The sequence below is a fragment of the Paenibacillus terrae genome, from assembly GCF_005217525.1.
In the GTDB taxonomy this organism is placed as follows: Bacteria; Bacillota; Bacilli; order Paenibacillales; family Paenibacillaceae; genus Paenibacillus; species Paenibacillus terrae_C.
In genome coordinates this window covers 177,709-198,457 of the sequence record NZ_PNXQ01000005.1, presented here as the reverse complement: position 1 = coordinate 198,457, position 20,749 = coordinate 177,709, and the positions used below count along the sequence as shown (strand labels likewise).

At 49.0% G+C, this 20,749-nt stretch carries 23 protein-coding genes and 1 pseudogene; 16 read left to right on the top strand and 8 right to left on the bottom strand.

Annotated elements, in window-relative coordinates; all coding sequences use genetic code 11:
* Positions 1 to 123: pseudogene (locus C1I60_RS25170) on the bottom strand (MFS transporter); the annotation flags it as partial.
* A gap of 196 nt (positions 124 to 319) precedes the next feature.
* On the opposite strand from C1I60_RS25170, the gene mobA reads away from it, so the two are divergent.
* Positions 320 to 1,036: a molybdenum cofactor guanylyltransferase gene (gene mobA, locus C1I60_RS04110; protein ID WP_137060606.1), complete on the top strand. Its 717-nt coding sequence runs from the start codon at positions 320 to 322 to the stop codon at positions 1,034 to 1,036.
* Positions 1,037 to 1,122: 86 nt separating this feature from the next.
* The gene (locus C1I60_RS04105) at positions 1,123 to 1,737 is read left to right on the top strand and encodes a LysE/ArgO family amino acid transporter (RefSeq protein WP_137060605.1); all 615 of its coding nucleotides are present in this window, start codon (positions 1,123 to 1,125) and stop codon (positions 1,735 to 1,737) included.
* Between the two features lie 11 nt (positions 1,738 to 1,748).
* Here the strand turns inward: C1I60_RS04105 and C1I60_RS04100 are convergent, their stop codons facing one another.
* Positions 1,749 to 2,213 carry a DUF3592 domain-containing protein gene (locus tag C1I60_RS04100; protein ID WP_137060604.1) on the bottom strand — a complete coding sequence of 155 codons (465 nt, stop codon included), beginning with the start codon at positions 2,211 to 2,213 and terminating at the stop codon, positions 1,749 to 1,751.
* A 215-nt stretch (positions 2,214 to 2,428) separates the two neighbouring features.
* Positions 2,429 to 2,905: a VOC family protein gene (locus C1I60_RS04095; RefSeq protein ID WP_137060603.1), complete on the bottom strand. Its 477-nt coding sequence runs from the start codon at positions 2,903 to 2,905 to the stop codon at positions 2,429 to 2,431.
* 158 nt (positions 2,906 to 3,063) lie between these two features.
* On the opposite strand from C1I60_RS04095, the gene C1I60_RS04090 reads away from it, so the two are divergent.
* Complete coding sequence (locus tag C1I60_RS04090) at positions 3,064 to 3,498, top strand: Lrp/AsnC family transcriptional regulator (RefSeq protein ID WP_137060602.1); 435 nt, start codon at positions 3,064 to 3,066, stop codon at positions 3,496 to 3,498.
* Between the two features lie 89 nt (positions 3,499 to 3,587).
* Here C1I60_RS04090 and C1I60_RS04085 read toward each other — a convergent pair whose 3' ends face one another.
* The 4 genes from C1I60_RS04085 to C1I60_RS04070 all read right to left on the bottom strand — a co-directional run bounded on the left by C1I60_RS04085 (position 3,588) and on the right by C1I60_RS04070 (position 5,848).
* Positions 3,588 to 4,520 (bottom strand): 1-phosphofructokinase family hexose kinase, encoded by a 933-nt coding sequence (locus C1I60_RS04085; RefSeq protein WP_137060601.1) that lies wholly within the window; start codon positions 4,518 to 4,520, stop codon positions 3,588 to 3,590.
* A 14-nt stretch (positions 4,521 to 4,534) separates the two neighbouring features.
* Positions 4,535 to 4,849, bottom strand: a complete 315-nt coding sequence (locus tag C1I60_RS04080) for a DMT family transporter (RefSeq protein WP_137060600.1) — start codon at positions 4,847 to 4,849, stop codon at positions 4,535 to 4,537.
* Positions 4,849 to 5,190 carry a DMT family transporter gene (locus tag C1I60_RS04075; RefSeq protein WP_014278502.1) on the bottom strand — a complete coding sequence of 114 codons (342 nt, stop codon included), beginning with the start codon at positions 5,188 to 5,190 and terminating at the stop codon, positions 4,849 to 4,851. The genes C1I60_RS04080 and C1I60_RS04075 overlap by 1 nt, the downstream gene beginning before the upstream one ends.
* Positions 5,191 to 5,254: 64 nt before the next feature.
* Positions 5,255 to 5,848 (bottom strand): TetR/AcrR family transcriptional regulator, encoded by a 594-nt coding sequence (locus C1I60_RS04070; protein WP_137060599.1) that lies wholly within the window; start codon positions 5,846 to 5,848, stop codon positions 5,255 to 5,257.
* A gap of 269 nt (positions 5,849 to 6,117) precedes the next feature.
* Between C1I60_RS04070 and cls the strand changes: the two genes are divergently transcribed.
* Positions 6,118 to 7,629 carry a cardiolipin synthase gene (gene cls, locus C1I60_RS04065; protein ID WP_137060598.1) on the top strand — a complete coding sequence of 504 codons (1,512 nt, stop codon included), beginning with the start codon at positions 6,118 to 6,120 and terminating at the stop codon, positions 7,627 to 7,629.
* Positions 7,630 to 7,667: 38 nt separating this feature from the next.
* On the opposite strand, the gene C1I60_RS04060 is transcribed toward cls, so the two are convergent.
* Positions 7,668 to 9,134 carry a phospholipase D family protein gene (locus C1I60_RS04060; protein WP_137060995.1) on the bottom strand — a complete coding sequence of 489 codons (1,467 nt, stop codon included), beginning with the start codon at positions 9,132 to 9,134 and terminating at the stop codon, positions 7,668 to 7,670.
* A gap of 298 nt (positions 9,135 to 9,432) precedes the next feature.
* Between C1I60_RS04060 and C1I60_RS04055 the strand changes: the two genes are divergently transcribed.
* The 12 genes from C1I60_RS04055 to C1I60_RS04000 all read left to right on the top strand — a co-directional run.
* Positions 9,433 to 9,858 carry a DMT family transporter gene (locus C1I60_RS04055; RefSeq protein WP_137060597.1) on the top strand — a complete coding sequence of 142 codons (426 nt, stop codon included), beginning with the start codon at positions 9,433 to 9,435 and terminating at the stop codon, positions 9,856 to 9,858.
* A 57-nt stretch (positions 9,859 to 9,915) separates the two neighbouring features.
* On the top strand, positions 9,916 to 10,617 hold the full coding sequence (locus tag C1I60_RS04050; protein ID WP_137060596.1) for a Crp/Fnr family transcriptional regulator: 702 nt from the start codon (positions 9,916 to 9,918) through the stop codon (positions 10,615 to 10,617).
* Between the two features lie 37 nt (positions 10,618 to 10,654).
* A complete protein-coding gene (locus C1I60_RS04045; RefSeq protein ID WP_137060595.1) occupies positions 10,655 to 11,146 on the top strand; it encodes a DMT family transporter in 492 nt (163 codons plus the stop codon).
* A 181-nt stretch (positions 11,147 to 11,327) separates the two neighbouring features.
* Positions 11,328 to 11,945: a sugar O-acetyltransferase gene (locus C1I60_RS04040; protein ID WP_137060594.1), complete on the top strand. Its 618-nt coding sequence runs from the start codon at positions 11,328 to 11,330 to the stop codon at positions 11,943 to 11,945.
* 211 nt (positions 11,946 to 12,156) lie between these two features.
* Entirely contained in the window at positions 12,157 to 13,257 is a 1,101-nt protein-coding gene (gene fni, locus C1I60_RS04035) for a type 2 isopentenyl-diphosphate Delta-isomerase (RefSeq protein WP_137060593.1), read from the top strand.
* Positions 13,254 to 13,748: a GNAT family N-acetyltransferase gene (locus C1I60_RS04030; RefSeq protein WP_137060592.1), complete on the top strand. Its 495-nt coding sequence runs from the start codon at positions 13,254 to 13,256 to the stop codon at positions 13,746 to 13,748. Before fni ends, C1I60_RS04030 begins: the two co-directional genes overlap by 4 nt.
* A 143-nt stretch (positions 13,749 to 13,891) precedes the next feature.
* Complete coding sequence (gene ychF / locus C1I60_RS04025) at positions 13,892 to 14,992, top strand: redox-regulated ATPase YchF (RefSeq protein ID WP_014278491.1); 1,101 nt, start codon at positions 13,892 to 13,894, stop codon at positions 14,990 to 14,992.
* Positions 14,993 to 15,438: 446 nt separating this feature from the next.
* Positions 15,439 to 16,506, top strand: a complete 1,068-nt coding sequence (gene prfA / locus C1I60_RS04020; protein WP_025683383.1) for a peptide chain release factor 1 — start codon at positions 15,439 to 15,441, stop codon at positions 16,504 to 16,506.
* Between the two features lie 3 nt (positions 16,507 to 16,509).
* Positions 16,510 to 17,409 carry a peptide chain release factor N(5)-glutamine methyltransferase gene (gene prmC, locus C1I60_RS04015; protein WP_137060591.1) on the top strand — a complete coding sequence of 300 codons (900 nt, stop codon included), beginning with the start codon at positions 16,510 to 16,512 and terminating at the stop codon, positions 17,407 to 17,409.
* Positions 17,410 to 17,484: 75 nt separating this feature from the next.
* Complete coding sequence (locus C1I60_RS04010) at positions 17,485 to 18,678, top strand: FtsW/RodA/SpoVE family cell cycle protein (RefSeq protein WP_137060590.1); 1,194 nt, start codon at positions 17,485 to 17,487, stop codon at positions 18,676 to 18,678.
* 256 nt (positions 18,679 to 18,934) lie between these two features.
* On the top strand, positions 18,935 to 19,627 hold the full coding sequence (gene spoIIR / locus C1I60_RS04005; protein WP_137060589.1) for a stage II sporulation protein R: 693 nt from the start codon (positions 18,935 to 18,937) through the stop codon (positions 19,625 to 19,627).
* Positions 19,628 to 19,810: 183 nt separating this feature from the next.
* Positions 19,811 to 20,749 (top strand): L-threonylcarbamoyladenylate synthase (locus tag C1I60_RS04000; RefSeq protein WP_252361552.1); only part of this gene is annotated, 939 nt, incomplete at its 3' end.

The following is a 20,749-nucleotide window of genomic DNA, read 5'->3' as shown; positions in this document are numbered from 1 at the left end:
CATGCCGATCTCTTGTAGATACAACGGGAAGAAGCTGGAGAAAATGACCATGGCTCCATACAGAAAAAAATTATACAGCTTTAAGGAGTATAGAGGAGTCTCTTGAATTTCTCTATTTTGCAAGGCAAGCCATTCCTTTCTTAGCCCGGTAGAGAATAAAGCATAGGATGCCGATCTATGGGAAGGTTCTCTATTCAATGTATCATGTGTTGAAAGGGTTAACAAACCAATAAATTAACAATTATGTAAAATTAAATTTTGTCCAATATTTCGTGGCGTTATTAGTGAATTTATTTCTTTGAGAAAAGGGGATGTATTCGTGAATGTGACCGGCATTATTGTCGCTGGAGGACGTTCCAGTCGAATGGGGCAGGATAAGGCCCTGCTTGAGATTCAGGGAGCTACTATGCTTGAGCGGGTGGCTGACGCTTTAGCGCCGGTGACAGAGAGGGTTATTGTTGTCACTCGTGACGGGCAGGGATATGGGTCGATTAGTGTGGAGAATGTGCCTGATGTATATCCGGGCAAGGGACCTTTGAGCGGCATTCACGCAGGGTTGTCTGCTTCTAGAACGGAGTGGGGCATCGTTATCGCTTGTGATATGCCTTTTGTACAGCCAAAGGTATTGCATGTCCTGCTCGCTGTAACTGAGAAGTGGGCGAAGTTGCAAGGAACGACAGAAACAGCATTGCAAGCTGTAATCTCTTCTGTGGACGGGCGTATACACCCGCTGCTGGCTGTGTACCATCAGAGTGTGCTGCCGTCTGCCGAGGAATGTTTGCGCAGTGGACGACTTCGTCTCACTGATTGGTTGGACAAGCTGAACGTTCGTTATGCGAAGGTAGAGGATTTGCCGGGGGTGAGTGAAGACATATGGCATAAGGCCGCATTTAACATGAACAATCCGCAGGATTACCAGCTTGCTATAGAGCAGTTGAAGCATAGCGTACAACAGAACACGCAGGCTATGCAGACCATGCAGACCGTGAGGGACGCTCAGAGCGTGAAGAACTTAAAGGAAATACGAGAGGATTAGGGATGTGCAAGCTTCCTGTTCGAAAACTGTATAAGTGAGAAAACATCAGAGAAAATAGGATGGAATGAATTTGGGGGAATATATTCATGCTGGAAGCTATTATCCATGCCGTTTTATTGGCATTAGGGCTGATTTTGCCCTTAGGGGTACAAAATGTATTTGTGTTTAACCAAGGGGCGTCCCAGTCACGGTTTCGCAATGCATTGCCTGCCGTTATTACGGCGGGTGTCTGTGACACCGTCCTCATTGCGCTCGCTGTTGGGGGTGTATCCCTTATTTTGCAGCGTTTCCTATGGCTTACGAATGTGCTCTATGCAGCAGGCTGTTTGTTTCTGCTCTATATGGCTTGGACCCTTTGGAAGTCTAAGGCAGCTTCCTCGGGAGAAAGCCAGCCTATGCTGCCGAAGCAGCAGATGATTTTTGCAGCTTCGGTATCCTTGCTGAACCCCCATGCCATTCTGGATACCGTCGGCGTGATTGGAACCAGCTCCCTCCAATATGATGGCGGGGAACGCTGGGCTTTCGGACTGGCTGCCGTGTCAGTTTCGTGGCTATGGTTTATGGGTTTGGCGACAGCCGGGCGTTTTGTAGGACGTATGGATTCAGAAGGAAGATTCGGCACTATGCTTAATAAAATATCAGCCTTGATTATTTTAGGTCTGGCTATTTATATGGCGGTAAATTTCATGAACAGCATATGATCCAAACCTTGTTACAAGAAAAATTTCAGTAAAGCGAATATCCCGGTTAAAGCAAAGGGAATACCGATCATAAACAGCATAAAGGCAAGACAGCCTGCACCATTTACACCGCCTGCGATTAGGGCATCCCGAGGGTTCGCTGGATTGTATAATACGTTAATCTTTCTGCCAACCCGGTTGAAGCTCAGATTTGTGCTATAAGGATTCCAGAATTCTACGATTTCACCTGAAGTGGTGTAGAAGCGTACCTTCAATCGGCGGGTGTAACTGGTATCTACCGGATCATCACGGTCAAAGGGAACGACATCAACGTCGACTTCGATATGCGCATCCACGATTTGCCCTTTGGTGCGAACCCAATGGCGTTTGCGGTAGCGATGGCGGCGGATGGTCCTGAATCCAAAATAGATGAGTACTAGTCCAAGCAAGCAGAAGAACGGCATCAGCAGCTCGGAGCTAAAATGAAACCAATACACATTGAAATCAATTGAAATGATAATCTACTCCTTTGCATAGCTTAATATTTTTCGTGACCATCTATGTTAGTGAAAAAGGTAGCTTATCAATATATCGGTCCTTTATTAAAATCGTTTTAATTCTTCCAGATTGATCATAGATCAGGGTTAAGTGAAATATGAAAAAGCCCACTTCCGGGGGAAGCGGACTTTTCAGTAAATTTGAAATCATGAGCTTATAACGATGCTGGATATTTTTTGCTGGACAAGGACATATCAAAATCTACATCCTCGATAAATTCGATAACCTCGCCATTGGGGCTGTAGATCACAGCGTTTTTTACCACCAGAGGGGGTTCACCAAGCGTGAGCTGATCTGGTTTTACAAAGGTTCTTGCTCCATGAGCAAGGGCTTTTTGGTATATTTCGTTTACATCATCCACATAAAATGCGAAGTGCAGCAAAGCACCGTGGGCAATTTCATCCTCGGAGGAAGCTTTTTTTCCTTGAGCAGGAATGACTGCGTCGTTATCAAAAATCTCAAGACAGGTTATTTGATCCGGTGAAATGAGCATGGAAGCTTCCCGAATTTGAAAAGAAGGCAGACTCCAATGATGTCCTCTTTTAAAACCCAATACCTCAGTATAGAATGCAATGGTTGCTTGATAATCTTGGGCTTGAATCGCTACATGTGCAAGGCCCTTCACGCTCATTCAAAATCTCCCCTTATAAATAAGTTCACCTTATTATATGGATAATAATAAGGTTCATATATATGAAAAGTGAGGATTTTAGCCTATATTAGTTATTAAATAAAAGTTAATTCGTACAAAAAACATTATTTTTAAAATTAAAACAGGAGGTGCTTGATATGCATCATCACATAGACGATATTGACCACAAAATTATGCAGTTGCTTCAGCATGACGCCCGGATATCTATTTCCCAGATCAGTAAAGAAATCTCGATGTCTCAACCGTCCGTTAAAGAAAGAATTATCAAGCTGGAGGATCGAGGAATTATTTCCGGGTATAGCACCGTATTTAATTTACGGGAGCTGAATCGTGGGATGACTACGTTTATTTTATTAAAGACTGAGCATTGCCGAGAGCTGGTCGATTTTTGTAGAGAAGCAAAAGAGGTCACCGATTTATTTCGCATCAGCGGGGAATTTAATTATCTCATCAAGGTACAAACCACGTCGGTAGAGGAAATTGCAGAGTTTCAGGATTCACTGGTGAAATTAGGCCCTTCGAAGTCGCATATTTGTATGAAAAATATACTGGAAAACAGGGTTTTGCTATAAGTCAGCCGGAGAACAGGACATTCGGAGCATCAAACATTCGCAACATCGAACAAACGAATATTTGGATTGGATAAAAAAAGTGACGCCCATTACAACAGCGTCACTGTAATACCCTGCTCCAGACGTTGCACGTCCTGGAGCTCGATCTTTCCGGCCATGGCGTGCAAAGCCGCCGCCGTGCCGCAGGCCGCTCCCCGCCGTAGCATGGCCGGGAGCTCCAGTCCCGCCGCCGCGCCGGTGACCAGCCCGGCGACCATGGCGTCACCGCTGCCGAGCGCGCTGACAATGTCCGCGTCCGGCAGGCTCACGCGGTAGCGCGCATCGCGCGTCACCGCCAGCGCTCCGCGCGCGCCGAGCGAGATGACGGCCAGCTGCGCTCCGGCCTCCAGCAGCTTCGCTGCCGCCGCTTCAGCGGCATCCGGTCGCGCTGCGTCGATGCCCGCGAAGCGAGCGGCCTCGTCCTCGTTAGGCTTCACGAGGTCGGGCCTTCCGCGCAGCCCCAGGCGCAAGGCCTCGCCGCTCGCGTCCAGCGCCACTCGCGCACCGCGCGCCTTCGCCAGCGTGCACAGCTCGGCGTACAGATCCGGCGGGCAGCCCGGAGGCAGGCTGCCCGAGAACACGACCCAAGCCGAGTCCGCGGCAAGGGTCGTGATTTTGCGCCGCAGCGCGGCCAGCTCAGACGGCCCGATCGTTGGGCCGCTTTCGATCAGCTCGGTCTGCGTGCGTGTGGACGGGTCGAGCACGGTAATGGCGAGGCGGGTTTCCCCCTGCGCCGTTTCGATGAAATCGGCGCTTACGCCTTCCGCGCTCAACCCGTCGATGAGCAGCCGCCCCGTGTGTCCGGCGGCAAACCCGGTCGCCCGCACAGGCTCGCCCAGCGTGCGAATGACACGGGCGGCATTGACGCCTTTGCCGCCCGGCACCGTCAGGCCGCCCTCGATCCGGTGGACGGCATTCAGACCGAAGCCTGCAACCGTGTAGATTTTATCCACAGCCGCGTTAAGCGTTACGGTGGTAATCACAAGGCACCACTCCTTTAAGAAATCAGCTTTAAACCCAATGCTGCGGCAAGAATCATAGCAATGAACAGGACACGCAATACGCTTTTTTGTTCACCGTACAAGAACATGCCCGTAATCGTGCTGCCGACTGTTCCGATGCCTGTCCATACCGCGTAGGAAGTCCCCATAGGCAAACTCTTCATGGCGTAGCTGAGCAGCGAGAAGCTAATGACAAAAGATAGAACCATGAGCATAAACGCCTTCCAGCCCTTGCCAATCGTAACTCCCTTCATGCCGATGACTCCAAACACTTCCGAGCATCCCGCGATAACCAATGCAATCCAAGCCATTATGCGCCACTCCCTTCCTGAGCATCACGGTCAGTAACCAATTTCAGGCCGACCACCCCTGCCAGCAAAAGAGCGATTAACAGCGTTTTGGACCATTGAAACGGTTCCCCGAACAGCAGCATTTCACCTACAACCGTCCCACCTGTTCCAAGTCCGGTAAATACAGCGTACACCGTGCCTACCGGTAAACGGCTGGCCGCTTTCATGATCAAATAAAAGCTGGCGATCATAGCCAGCACGGTTACAATCCAGGCGAGTGCAGAATCTGCGTGCTTCAGACCCGAGACCCATACGACCTCAATAAGGCCACCTATAAAGACATAAATCCAGCTGCGATTCATGATGAGTGTTCCCCTTTAAATATAGATTAGTTGTAGATTAATCACCCGCTACGTTCTTGTTACTTCACGCTTCATGAGGCGGGGCCAACGTAATCCCGCGCCAAAAAATAGGCCATGCAGCTTTCAATCTTCGGTGGTAGTTCAGGCTCCCACTATAGAGCAGTTCCACCATGATTCCGTCCAGCAGTGTTATGAAGGATAGGGCCACATCCACTGGCTCCATATGTCCAAAGGGTTCCCTATCTCGTGCATTCCGCAGGATGCGAGTTAATTTTCGCTCCATATTTTCCAGAAAAGGATTAACAATATCCAGAACCTCGGTATACAAAGACACAGGCGGTAAGAAGGAAAAGCGAAGCATAAACTTGGCTGTGTTGTTGCTCTCATATTCCTGTCCCATCCAAAACAGGAAGTCATGCAGCGTATGCTCCAGCGCCTGATCTCTGCGTTCCGAAAAGTATTCAAAAATACGTAAATTCTGCTCTTGAAAAGCGTACCTCGCCACCTGTAGAAACAGATCCTCCTTGCCTTGAAAATGCGCATATATAGAAGGTTTTCGAATACCTACCTCAGCGGCAATATTGCTTAAGGATGCCCCCTCATACCCATTGGCGGCAAATTGGAAAAGAGCGGCTTTTCGAATGTCTTCCATTCCCATTATTCTCACCTACCTAACGTTCGTTAGTTTATTTTTGCACGAAAAAAAGTAAGTGTCAACCCGGCTTTATCCGGTTTTGTTGCGGGTTTTTCCCCCGGATTCTCTTTTTTTTCTTTAAAACCTTAACAAAAAAGTGGGAAGAAATAAGGTGCTCATGTACAATATAATGAAGATGTCTATTTTTTAGCGATGAATCATCTAGTTCATATATACAGTTTCTGTTTCTTGCTGTTTGGTGAGGATGCAGTACATTGGAAATGAGGTAAATTATGAGGCGAAGCTTACTGGCTGTGTTAATTGCGGCTATGGTTTTTGTTATTTATTATTTTGGTTTGTTTAATTATATTGGCAGAAATGAAGGAACGGTCATCAGTATTTTCTCCACGCTGACGGTCATTTCCATCAGTCTGATTATTTTTTCGGAGAATCGCAATCCCTCCACTACAATGTCCTGGATTTTGCTGCTGGCCTTGCTGCCGGTGGTTGGACTTCCTCTTTATTTTTTGTTCGGGCAAAATGTGTTCAAACGCCGCAAGTATGACAAAAAGGCATTGCGTGACCAGCAGGCTTACGAGCGTATTGAGAAGGATGCCATGCACGTCAAACGGGACTTGACCTATTTTACCGATGAGCAGCAGCAGTTAATGCGTTTGGCTCGCAGACTGGCCCGTTCCCCGATTTATTTTGCAACGGAAACTCAAATTCTGAACAATGGAGATGAAACCTTCTCCACACTATTGGCGGAACTACACAAGGCGGAGCATCATATCCATATGGAATATTACATTTTCCGGTCGGATGATATCGGTACCAGCATTCAGAGAATTTTGATTGAAAAGGCTAAAGCAGGTGTCAAGGTTCGGTTTATGTACGATGCGGTGGGCAGCATTCAACTGTCGAAGGTATTTTTGAAGGAGATGAGAGATGCAGGAGTAGAGGTTGTTGCATACGGCGGCGCGCGGATCTTGTTCTTCTCCAGCCGAGTAAATTACCGTAATCACCGTAAAATCGTGGTCATTGACGGCAAAATCGGATTGATCGGCGGTTTGAATGTAGGGGATGAGTATCTTAGTCGCAATAAAGCCTACGGTTTTTGGCGTGACACACACATGATTGTGAAGGGTGAGGCTGTACGGACGCTGCAACTTATATTTTTGCAGGACTGGCTTCATATGACGGGTGAATCGGTGCTGGACAAGGAATATCTGTCCCCCAAAATCGAGCCGGTTACGGACGGAGGCGTGCAGATTATTGCCAGCGGCCCGGATAATGAGCGGAGAGTGCTCAAAAATCTGTTTTTCTCCATGATCACGTCCGCCCGTAAATCGGTCTGGCTCGCCACTCCTTATTTTATCCCGGACGAAGATATTTTGACTGCCCTGAGGATGGCGGCTCTGTCCGGTTTGGATGTGCGGATTCTGTTTCCTGCGAAACCGGACAAGTGGTTGCCGTTCCTCGCGTCCCATTCGTACTTCCAAACGTTGCTGGAGGTTGGGGTCAAGGTATATGAGTATGAAAAAGGCTTCCTTCACTCCAAGCTCCTCATTATTGACGGAGAGGTTGCGACCATCGGGACGGCTAATATGGACATGCGTAGCTTCCACCTGAATTTTGAAGTCAACGCTCTGTTGATTCGCACGCATAGTGTACAGCAGATGGTGGCGGATTATGAGCGGGATTTGCAGTCTGCCAGCCTGATCGTACGCGAGGAATTTATGAAAAAGCGTCTGTTCAAGCGCTTGATGGAATCCCTCGCCCGTCTGCTTTCACCGCTGCTGTAGGTGGAAGAAAGTAAGCAAGCTACAGCGCCATCCTGATTTTAAAATGTGGTAAAGCCCAACATGTCTTGTAAACGATATAGTATATCTTTCCAAAATGTAGATTTGTCCTCGTAAGCCTCCAGATCCAGACTGTATTCAGCTCCCCGGTTATTCCATAGTGTATTAAAATAGGCCGCAATCTGTTGGATCAGCTTGCTGTCCGCCGGAGCGGCCACCCACAATTCATTTTCCAGATTCAGGTCGTTCAAATTACGTGGTGTCAAATTCGTAGACCCGCCCAGAATGATGTGATCTCCCTGTTCCTTGGCAATATAAATCAGCTTGGTATGGTATTGCTCATGGGTCGTATTATACCAGCGGATTTGAATTTTTTCACCTGATTTGTCGGACAGTTCTTTGGCAACCGGAAGATTGGGGATGCCGATTTTTTCTTGCCCAAACGCGTTTTGATTCGGGTCCAGCAGCAACTGGATGTTCACACCGCGTGCAGAGGCATCCAGCAGGCTGTTCAGCACTTTGCGGTCAGCCAAATAAAACATGCCCATATGAATACTGTCGCCTTGTTTGGTCTGTCCGATGGCATCTAGAACCGAGGTATATACCTTGCCTTCGGTTAGATATTTGATCCTGTAGTTGTCCTTTCCCGATTGAGCAGAGGCTTCTGCTTGTGGCGGATAGGCAGGAAGCCGCCCTCCGCCGGAGAAGTCCAGTACCGCCTGCTCGGTTTGTAAAATGTCCCCGATGATGGGTCCCTTCACCTCCAGCGCCACATTGGAGTGATATGCACTCGCATCGTGGACGTTGCCTGTGGAAATGAGCGCTGTCTGTTCGCTGGCAACCAATTTACGATGATTGGCCTTGACGTTCAACAGCTTGAGATAGGAGCGTGCCGTAACGTCAGGTCCGTCACTGGCCATCAGGTTGGGAATCCAGCCCGTGCCCTGCTGTCCGAACCATTGGAAAAAGGTACGCCACACCGCAGAATAGCTCGGTGTGGAATCCCGCAGCGGGTCCACATCAGTCTGAACGACCTGGATTCCCGCTTGCTTCATATTCTCCAGCAAATGATTGGGGGATGAATTGTAATTGGTATTGACTTCATCTGTAATGAAAAAGATAGGCATATCAGGATTAGCCTTCTTTTTGGCAATCAGACGCTCGGTCATCTGTGCGCTGACTTGGGGAAAGCGCTGGCCCTTATGTTTATAATCGTTGAACAGAAACAGGTCGATGACGATAAATTGTTTGGCTTCATTAATGATCCCAAACATACGGTTTAAAATTTGCCCTTCATGCTGTGCGGTACTTCCATCCCCGGAGGAATAGGTCAAATCCGTCCAGAAGTTCACCTCGTTGGTTGAATACTCCTGACTTTCATAGGAGATGAAGGGGGGCAATGGCTTATGGGTCTGATAGATCATGACGGCAATCAGCCATAGGATGAGTAACAGGATAATGATTTTAATAGTACGGCTTTTTCGATGCAGCGGATTATGTTTAACCATACGGGCGGTCAACTCCTCAATTGAATGCTGCATTCCATTCCATCGTGTCGGAACATGCAGTTTATGATGGGATACTGTCTAGTTATTAACGCAAGTGTACAGAATTGAAGCGTAATGATCGGAAGAAAAGGTAAGGATATGGATGGTTGGAATGGACATCAATTATAGATTATGTGGAATCGGAATGGATCATACGGTATAGGCGCCAGCCTTTTCTCAGGACATATGTCCTTTATGGTGAGACTAACCTATACTTTAATAAATAGAAAAGTCACTTCAATAGGGAGAATAACGATTCATGAGAGGAATTTTGTTTGCTTTTCTGGGAGGCGCTTGTATTACGCTGCAAGGAGTAGCGAATACACGGATTAGTCAGGATATCGGTACATGGCAGGCGGCTACGGTTACTCAACTGACGGGTGTTATTTTGGCGGCATTAATCTGGATGTTTACAAGAGATGGCAGTTTGGCGGAGATGAAGCAGGTGAAGCCCATGTATCTCTTAGGTGGGGCTTTTGCAGCTATCATCATATTCAGTGAAGTGACCGCTATACAGCATATTGGGGTTACGTTCACGATCTCGGCGCTGTTGATTGCCCAGTTGTGCCTGACCTTCCTGGTTGATATTAACGGATGGTTCGGTGTAGTGAAGCAGAAGATGAAGCTGCCGCAATTTATAGGCATTGGCATGATGATTGCGGGTGTGATCATTTTGAAGCTCTAAATAAAACTTCCTTCGGCGAAGGAACCCATAACGTAGAAAACGAAGGTGAGCCCAAGCATGAAAGAAATTCAGGATCAAGAGCAACTGAAGCATTTTTTACAATTGCATCAGTTAGAATCGATACTACATGAGCCACTGCGGCCTTATTTGTCGCTGCATCGTTTGGAACAAGGGGAAAAGCTGTGCTCCCAAGGGGATTCCATTGAACATCTGTACATATTGGTACAGGGCAAGGTCAAGATTTATACCAGTTCAACGGAAGGCAAAACACTGGTTCTCTGCTTTAAAACACCAATTGAAATCATAGGAGATGTAGAATATATTCGCAACAGCAATGTGATCAACACAGTGGAGGCTGTGTCTCCTATATATGTCATTGGTATTCACCACCATTGGATGAATAAATATGGAAGGGACTACGCTCCAATGCTGCAATTTTTGCTGGATATCGTTACCCGTAAGTTTTGCATGGATTCGGACTTCTCTAGCTTTAACTTAATGTATCCCGTGGAAGTCAGGCTGGCCAGTTACCTGCTATCCGTTTCTTTTGACGAAGGTGATGCTTCATTTCATGAGGAACTGCGGGCATCCAGTCTTGTAGATGTGGCGAATTTAATCGGAACCAGCTACAGGCATCTCAACCGTGTGATTCGCAAGATGAGCGCAGATGGATTGGTGGAACGAGCACGGGGCTATATTGTGATTCGTGACAGAGAAGGTTTGGGCCAACTGGCAGGCCATAATATTTATGAAGCATAATCATTCGTAAAAGAATTAGCGGGGGAGAACTGAAATCATGCTATTAGGAATTGTACTGGCGGTTATCGCAGGGGCCTTTGTTAGCCTGCAAACGATATTCAATAATAAGGTGAACGAACGAACAGGTTCATGGGCTACAACCACACTTGTGCTGGGAACAGGATTTTTGGCCTCCTTGCTCGGCAGTCTTATTTTTGCAGGAAAAAATACATTTACACTACAGCATATGCAGCCGTGGTACTGGTTCAGTGGAATGATTGGTGTTGGCGTGGTGTTCTGTCTGGTGCAAGGAGTGAAGCTGCTTGGCCCCACCTATGCGATCTCTATCGTGTTAACGGCACAATTGGGCACTGCTTTGCTGTGGGATTCGTTAGGATGGCTGGGACTGGAAAAGATTCCGTTCACCTTCACCAAGCTGATCGGTGTGCTGGTCATTATCGGAGGCATTTTGATATTCAAGTTCGGCAACGGACGCACGAAGGACCAGCAAGAAAGCATTTCACATGTGCCTGATGGAATGAAGGGATAACGTCCTATTTCTAAAAAAACTTTTAAATAAAATATCATTCCGTGGATTAAGTAGCTTCATGAATGATCAACTCCGTTTTCTTTATTATATCGATATCACTATGAGATATAATTTAGTATCTGGCATTTGTCCAACTTCATGGAGTGAAATGAAAACCTTTTAAACAGGAAGGAAAGTGTACATGGCAACGAATAAAGAAAATATGTTAAAAGGCAAACTATATATGGCTGGCGGAAAAGAATTGGCAAAGGATAGCAAGAAATCGAGAATGCTTACCCGCTTGTTCAATAACAGTACAGAAGAGCAACTGGAATATCGGGTAGAGCTACTTAAACAACTTTTCGAGTCTACAGGTCAGGAGATATATATCGAACCCCCGTTCCGCTGTGACTACGGCTATAATATTACAGTGGGCGATCATTTCTATGCCAATTATGATTGCATCATTATTGACGTAGCGAAAGTAACAATAGGGGATCATGTTTTTTTCGGCCCCAGGGTAGGCGTATATACGGCTGGGCATCCGATAGATTCAGATGTGCGCAACACCTTGCTGGAGTTTGGTAAACCGATAACGATTGGAAACAGTGTATGGATTGGCGCAAATACCGTAATCACTCCAGGAGTGAATATTGGAAATAATGTAGTTATTGGGGCTGGATCTATCGTTACCAAAGACATTCCTGATAATGTGGTTGCCGTAGGAAATCCATGTAAAGTGCTAAGGGAAATTACAGATGAAGACAGACGGTACTGGGAAAAGCAAAAAAATGATTATTACGAAGACATTCAGGACTAAGGCACAAACAAAACTCGCCTGAACGGTTTATATAAGCAGAGGAAGGCTCGCGATTATGTATATATTTTTCCATCCATGCTACAATGAAGGTGTCTAAATGATTGCCTGTAGTCATACATGAATAGATCGGTTACCGTGTTCGGGAGCGGTCTTATTTGTATTTTCAGACCAATGTAAATACATGAAGTGACCTGAATGAGGTGGGACATAGATGAGTAATGTGGAAAATAAACCCGAAGCACCTGAGGGTTCTGGCAGATCCGGCTCTTTGCTGCCTGCTGCACGGACAGGTGAACGGAAGATAGAGCATGTTCGCCTTTGTTTGCAAGAGGACGTGGCGGGCCAAGGCATTACGAGTGGACTGGAGCGCTATGCCTTTAAACACTGTGCGCTGCCTGAGCTACATTTTGATGAGATACGTCTGGACACTACTTTTCTGGGACGAGCTGTGCGAACGCCGCTGCTGATTAGCTCCATGACAGGCGGCAGTGCCGAGACGGGAGCGATTAATGAGCGCTTGGCAGAGACAGCGGAGAAACGAGGCTGGGCGCTGGGGGTAGGCTCGGTGCGAGCTGCGGTGGAAAAAGCAGAACTGGCTTCGACCTTTGCGGTTCGCCGCCTGGCACCGAATATTCCGATCCTTGCCAATCTGGGAGCGGTGCAGTTGAACTACGGATTTGGTGTGGACGACTGTCGCCGTGCGGTGGAGATTGCCGGAGCGGACATGCTGGTACTTCATTTGAACGGATTGCAGGAGATTTTCCAGCCTGAAGGGAATCTGGATTTTAGCGGTTTGCTTGGACGCATTGAAGAGCTGTGCCGCCAGCTTTCAGTGCCCGTAGGCGTGAAGGAAGTAGGCTGGGGCATAGATGGCGAGACGGCTTCGAGATTGTACGATGCGGGCGCGGCTTTTATTGATGTCGCGGGCGCAGGCGGGACAAGCTGGAGTCAGGTGGAAAAATTCCGCAATTCTGATCCTGTGCGCCGTGCAGCGGCGGAAGCATTTGCGGATTGGGGGAACTCTACCGCAGATTGTATTGTAGAAGTCAGGGCGGCGCAGCCGAATGGCGCAGTGATCGGCAGTGGCGGACTGAGAGACGGTGTCGATGCAGCCAAGGCGCTTGCCTTGGGCGCTGATCTGGCGGGTTTCGGACGGTCGCTGCTCGGATCGGCGGTCGCCTCCACAGAGGCGCTCGAAGCGAGGCTGGAGCAGGTGGAGCTGGAACTGCGCACAGTTATGTTTGGAATTGGAGTAGCTGGGATTAAGGGACTTAAAGACACGACTCGGTTGAGAAAGAAGGCGAACGCATGAGTAGCATTGTAACCTTGGTATCGATGGACGCAGAGCAATATGAACGGTTTGAGCAGCGCTCACTCGCGGACTACGCGGATGAAAAAATCCAGGCAGGCACATGGACGGTGGAAGAAGCGCCGGAACGCGCGGCAGAAAGCTTTGCCCGATACCTGCCACAGAGACTGGACACTCCCCATGCTCACCTTTACATGCTGATGTATTCGGATACGGATGTTGTGGAGAGCCAAGTGGAAGCGGGCTATATCTGGTTCAATATGACGGATAGCGCACAAGGAAAAGAAGCTTTTCTGCTGGATATTCTCGTCTACGATTCATATCAGGGGCGGGGGCTAGGCACATTGGCGATGGGGGCTTTGGAACAGGAAGCTCGCAGGCTGGGAGCCGTTCGCATCGGTTTGCATGTATTTGGGCATAATGAACGGGCTTTGCATGTGTACCGCAAGTCAGGCTATCGGGTTACGGATATTCAGATGAGCAAAGAGATTTGAATGAAGAAGTAGAGGATGCAGCGGAAATCCTGAAAGTCACAGCCATATGCTTGCCGCATGTATGTGTTCTCATATATAATGTGGGTTGGTAAACTAACGGATGGCATAACGCACATTTTATATAAACGGGAGTTGTTCTGATTATGGCTTTAAAAGCGGGGATTGTGGGCTTGCCGAACGTGGGCAAATCAACACTGTTTAACGCAATAACGCAGGCGGGTGCGGAATCCGCAAACTATCCATTTTGTACGATTGATCCGAATGTAGGTGTCGTTGAAGTACCGGACGAGCGGCTGGATAAGCTAACTGAACTGGTTGTGCCGAACAAAACGGTGCCGACGGCTTTTGAATTTGTTGATATTGCAGGACTTGTACGCGGTGCGAGCAAGGGTGAGGGTTTGGGTAACAAGTTTCTGGCTCATATTCGTGAAGTGGATGCGATTGTGCATGTGGTACGTTGTTTTGAAGATGAGAACATCACCCATGTGGACGGCAAAATCGACCCGATCAGTGACATTCAGACCATTAATCTGGAACTGATTCTGGCGGATATCGAAAGCGTAGACAAGCGCATTGAGCGTTCCCGCAAAAACATGAAGGGTGGCAACAAGCAATACACCCAGGAAGTTGAAGTGCTGGAGCGGATCAAGGAATCACTGTATGCTGATAAGCCTGCGCGCAGCGTGGAGCTGTCGGATGAAGAACAGTTGATTGTACGTGATCTTCATTTGCTTACGATGAAGCCTGTACTGTACGCAGCTAATGTTAGCGAAGACGGTGTAACGGAAGCCGACAGCAATCCATATGTGCAAAAGGTACGTGATTTTGCTGTAGCGGAAAATGCAGAAGTGGTGCCGATTAGCGCCAAAGTAGAATCTGAAATTGCCGAGCTGGAAGGCGAAGACAAGGCGATGTTCCTGGAGGAACTCGGACTGGCTGAATCCGGTCTGAATCGTCTGATCAAAGCCGCTTACCGCTTGTTGGGTCTGTATACTTATTTCACAGCAGGTGTGCAGGAAGTACGCGCATGGACCATTCACAAAGGAACTAAAGCACCGGGTGCTGCGGGCGTTATCCACACGGATTTTGAACGCGGATTTATTCGTGCCGAGGTTGTATCCTACAACGATTTGGTCGCTGCTGGCTCTATGAACGGGGCTAAGGAACGTGGTCAGCTTCGTTTGGAAGGTAAGGAATACGTGGTACAAGACGGAGACGTTATGCATTTCCGTTTTAATGTATAACATAGGTTTACAGTATGAAACATTGTGCTAAATAAAGTAGTCGCTGCCTGTGTTGGGTGGCGGCTTTTTTTATTGTTTAGGATAAATCCATATTCTTAGCTCGATTTTGAAAGGAAATATGTTAAAATCCCCTTAATTACATAGCTAAAAAGAATCGATAGAGGTGAGCTGAAATGTTAGGCAAGTAGGGATTTTAACCATTCTAACGAAAAAACGCTCAGTCAATCAATGCTTAGCGTTTTTTTGTGTGTATTAGGGGATTGAATTCCTCCAGGTTAAAGGGGTTGTGGTGCATGTCTTTTTTTATTGAAATTATGGTTGTTATTCAATTCATGAATTAGAAGTATTTTTAGTAGCTAATTAGTTAATTAGTTGGTATAATAAAGAGCTGTAGCCAGTGAATTTGAATCTGGCTTCATATTAATTTAACTGAAGAGGTGAATCGCTTGTTGGACCGATTGCAATCATTGGCGGACCGCTACGATAAACTGAGCGAACTGCTCTGCGATCCGGATGTAGCGAACGATAGCAAGAAACTTAGAGATTATTCCAAAGAACAGTCTGATTTACAGCCTGCTTATGAAGCATATACCGAATATAAAACTGTCGTTGAAGAGCTGGACGCTGCTAAAGCGATGCAGGCCGAAAAGCTGGACGACGAGATGCGTGAAATGGTGAAAATGGAGATTGATGAGCTTAGTGCCCGCAAACGGGAGCTGGACGAGAAAATCCGCATTTTGCTGCTGCCGAAGGACCCGAATGATGATAAGAATGTGATTATCGAGATTCGTGGTGCAGCGGGTGGTGACGAAGCGGCATTGTTCGCGGCGGATCTGTACCGGATGTACACTCGTTATGCCGATACCCAAGGCTGGCGTGTAGAGCTGATGGACGCGAACATGAATGACCTCGGAGGCTTCAAAGAGGTTATTTTCATGATTAACGGACGCGGCGCATACAGCAAAATGAAATTCGAAAGCGGAGCACACCGCGTACAGCGGATTCCGACAACGGAATCCGGCGGACGTATTCATACGTCTACATCTACGGTATCCGTTATGCCTGAGGCCGAAGAAGTGGATGTTGAAATTTCCGACAAGGATATCCGCGTTGATACGTTCTGCTCCAGCGGTGCTGGCGGTCAGTCTGTTAATACGACCAAGTCGGCGGTACGTGTAACGCATATGCCAACAGGCATTATGGCAACCTGTCAGGACGGTAAATCCCAAAACTCCAACAAGGAGAAGGCACTCCAGGTTTTGCGTGCCCGTATTTCGGATATGCTTCGTCAGGAAGAGGAAGCCAAATATGCAGGTGAGCGTAAGAGCAAGGTAGGTACCGGGGATCGCAGTGAGCGTATTCGTACCTACAACTTCCCGCAAAGCCGTGTAACAGATCACCGCATCGGGCTGACCATGCACAAGCTGGATCAGGTGATGAACGGGGAGATTGAAGAAATCGTATCGGCGCTCACGATTGCAGAGCAGGCTGATTTGATGGAACAAGAGGTCTAAGTTTTGGGACACGAACGCGATCTTGTGTATCGGATGTTGCCGGAACGGAGTATGAGTATCAGAGAAGCCTTAGTAGAGGCTTCTTCTTTTTTAGGAAGCTGCGGCGTGCTGGAGCCGCAGCATAACGCCCGCCTGCTGCTGGAGCATGTGCTCGGGCTGGAAGGCACGGCGTTCTACGCTGCGCTGGGCGATCCGTTCCCAGCCTCGGACAAAGAGGCGTGGGAGGCGGTTATAGCCCGCAAAGCAGCGGGTGAGCCAGCGCAGTATATTATCGGACGGCAGGAGTTTTATGGCCGTCCGTTCGCGGTTTCGCCGTCGGTGCTGATTCCGCGCCCCGAGACAGAACTGCTCGTCGAGGCCATACTTCAGCACGGCGACCGGCTGTGGCCGGACGGCGCTCCGCAGGCGCTCGATATCGGCGCGGGCAGCGGGGCGATTGCCGTCACGCTGGCGGCTGAGCGGCCCCGGTGGCGTGTGGCGGCGGGGGATATTTCCGCCGCAGCGCTGGAGATGGCGGCGCATAACGCCGTTGCCAACGGCGCAGCCGTGGAGCTGCGCGAAGGCGACCTGCTGGCGCCGTTCGCGGGAGAGGCGGTGGACATCCTGGTGTCCAATCCGCCGTACATCCCGGCCGCCGACATCGCAGGCTTGCAGCCGGAGGTGCGCGACCATGAGCCGCGTATGGCGCTGGATGGCGGGCCTGACGGGCTTGGCCCGTATCGGGCGATGCTGGAGCAGCTTGGGCTGCTTCAGGCCCCGCCGCGGCTGATCGGGTTCGAGCTGGGCATGGGACAGGCCCGAGACGTGGCTGGACTGTTGGAGCAGGCCGGTCATTGGAATACGATTCTGATCGTTCCAGACCTTGCCGGAATCGAACGTCATGTCCTGGGCGTTGCGGAATAATGCTGCATTTTCTTTTTGCGAGTCTTTCCTTTAGAATAAAGGGAGTATGACCGAGAAACGGCTCAGGGGGAAATCATGCTTCAGAAATTGAAAAAAATTGACGGTCCGGTGATCTTCATTCTGGTTTTGCTGATGGCAATCAGCATCATAACTGTATATAGTGCGGGCAGGGGCCCTACGAACATTGTGGAGCACGGCAATGACTATCAGAAGATGATCGGGTATTATATATTGGGTTTTGTGGCGATCTTGGGTATAGCAGTAGTCGATTTCCGAATATTTATTAAAAAAGCACTATATGTATATGGAGGCGGAATTTTCCTGCTCGCTCTCGGCTTTTTTGGCGGGACGGTTAACAACTCTCAGGGCTTTTTGAAAATTGGTGGCTTGAACCTTCAGCCTGCTGAGGTATTCAAGCTGGTTCTCATCATTTTTCTGACTTATATGCTGATGAAGAAGCGCAAGAGCAAGCTGTATTTTGTTCAGGATGTACTTCCAGTTGCTTTGGTGAGCTTTGTCCCCTTTGCTATGGTCATGGTGCAAAATGACTTGGGGAATGCACTCGGATACATCGTCATTGTCATTGGTATGCTATGGATTGGTAATGTGAAGGCATCCCATGCACTGATCGGATTTACCATATTTGCAGTAGCCGTCGGCGGTGGACTTAAAGCTTATATTTCCTTTCATGATCAGATTGACACCTTTATGAAAGGGATTGGACGCAGTCACTGGGTAGAGCGTTTGGACCCTTGGCTAGTACCGGAAAAAGCGACCGCTAAGGCATCGTACCATACCAAAAACGCCAAGCTGGCGATTGCCTCTGGCGGGATGATGGGCAAAGGCTTTTTGCAGGGGACTTCGGTGCAATCCGGTCGTGTGCCTTACACGTATGCGGATTCTATTTTTGTGGTCGTAGCGGAGGAATTTGGCTTTGTCGGCTCGTCGGTGCTGCTGTTGCTATATTTTATTTTGATTCACCGAATGATCCTGATCTCGCTGGAATGCCGTGACCGTGCCGGACCGTATCTTATCGTCGGTATTGTATCCATGCTGCTGTATCAGATTTTTGAGAATATCGGCGCGTTTTTGGGAATCATGCCACTGACGGGGATTACGCTCCCTTTTATCAGCTATGGAGGTACGTCGCTTCTGATTAACATGGCTAGTATTGGCTTGGTTATGAGTATCAAGGTCCACGGTCAGGAGCTGGAGGACGATCTGCCACAGCCATCCAGAGTGAGTTTAACGAAGGCAAAAAAAGCTTAATGCCATGCTTCTAAATGGATGCCATTTGATCTTTATGGTGAGATAAAATAGTAAGATACAAAAGGGTCCAGATTGTGAAATCTGGGCCTTTTCGTATTCGCGGGTTACTGCGAAGCTTCGGCCCAGATCAATGTGCTTGATGTAGGGTGTATTGGGTGTTTTTTAAATGGTCTTGAACATTTTACGAGATTGATAGGTTTAGCCTCTCCCAAACCGGACAGACTGATAGACATGATAGAGTTTGGGGGGGATTGGGATGAGAGGCTGGACCAAGCAAGCTGCAATGATACTATTTTGTATTTCAATATTAATGATGTCGTGGGAAGGTCAAAAAACAGATGCCGCCATGACACCAGGGTCAAGAGGGTCTGTAGTGGCAGGGGTGGCAACGACAGGAGCGGGCGTCATTCCTCATGATTCCATCCGATTGCGCATTTTGGCCAATTCGGATCGTCCGGAGGATCAACTGGTAAAACGTGAAATTAGGGATACCATCGTACAACAGATGGATAATTGGGTGGGAAAGCTGGAAAACCCGCAAAGTTTGGATCAGGCCAGAGTGTTGATTGCTGCTCATTTACCTGAAATTGACCGTTTAGTAGGTGCGGAACTGGCTCGACGGGGCATCTCGTATGATCATCAGGTAGAATTGGCAAACGTACCTTTTCCGACGAAGATGTACGGTGGGCTTGTCTATCCCGCAGGGAATTATGAAGCGCTTCGGGTCACGCTGGGACAAGGCAAAGGGCAAAATTGGTGGTGTGTGCTGTTTCCTCCGTTGTGCTTCATTGATGCAGGCAGCGGGGAAGCGTCGGCACAAACCGTCTCTGCAAAAGCGAACCAGGGAGGCGAACGGACGAATGCCGCTGACAAGGAGCCGGAAGTACGGTTTTTTCTATGGGATGCGTTAACGGGGGTGTGGGGATGGGTGAGTGGTTTTTTTGCCTAATCGTCGTAAGTTGTAGAAAAGAGAACAACGGGTGTATGACCCCGGTATGTTATAATGGGATATAGGGTTTACAACTGTGAGACATGGACAGATTTGGTTCAGATAAGCCGCCCAAGTAAGTTCTTTGGGGATAGAGCTAATTGAACCAGGACTGTATGACAATAAGGTATGGGATGATCTAATATGAGCGATAAATCGAATCAAATACAAGGTTTGCGTGGAGAGTCTGTACAGAAAGAAAGATGTGATCAGGTACTGAATGAACAGGGGCTTCATGAGCTAGAGACGCCTTTGCCAGATTCCCATACAAAATGGTGGGACGTAAGAGGTTTGGTTGCTGAGGGGGAATCCTCTGGTGAGATATTATCCGGACAAGCCCGTATTGCGGCGGAAAAAGGCATTCGTGAGGCCGCTGTGCTGCTGCAAGCAGGAGACACGGTAGCGTTCCCTACCGAGACGGTGTACGGCTTGGGCGCGGATGCGCGCAGCACGGAAGCGGTAGAATCGGTATTCGCCGCCAAAGGGCGTCCTTCTGATAATCCGCTGATCGTGCATATTTCCGACCCTGCCCAGCTGGATGGCATGGTAACGAAAGTGAATGATACAGCGCAGGCGCTGATGGATGCGTTCTGGCCAGGACCGCTGACGCTGGTGCTGCCCGTGATGCCGCAAGCCCTGTCGCCTCGTGTGACGGCGGGGCTGGACACGGTCGGCGTCCGCATGCCCGATCATCCGGTAGCGCTGCGTCTGATCGCAGAAGCAGGCTGTCCGCTGGCTGCGCCAAGCGCCAATCGCTCGGGCAGGCCCAGTCCGACCCTTGCACAGCATGTGCGGGAGGACCTGGAGGGCCGCATCGGCGGCATTTTGGACGGTGGCCCCACGGGTGTGGGGCTGGAGTCCACGGTGGTGCAGGCCGGTGACGACGGAACCGTCACCATCCTGCGCCCCGGCGGCGTGACGGCCGAGCAACTCGCTGCGGTCGCTCGAGCCGTCGAGCTGGACCCGGCGCTCGCCGCTGCTTCGCCCGGCGAGGACGCCGACAGCCCGGCACCACGCTCGCCGGGCATGAAGTACACGCACTACGCGCCGCGAGGCCGCTTAAGCGTAGTGCAAGGCCCGTCC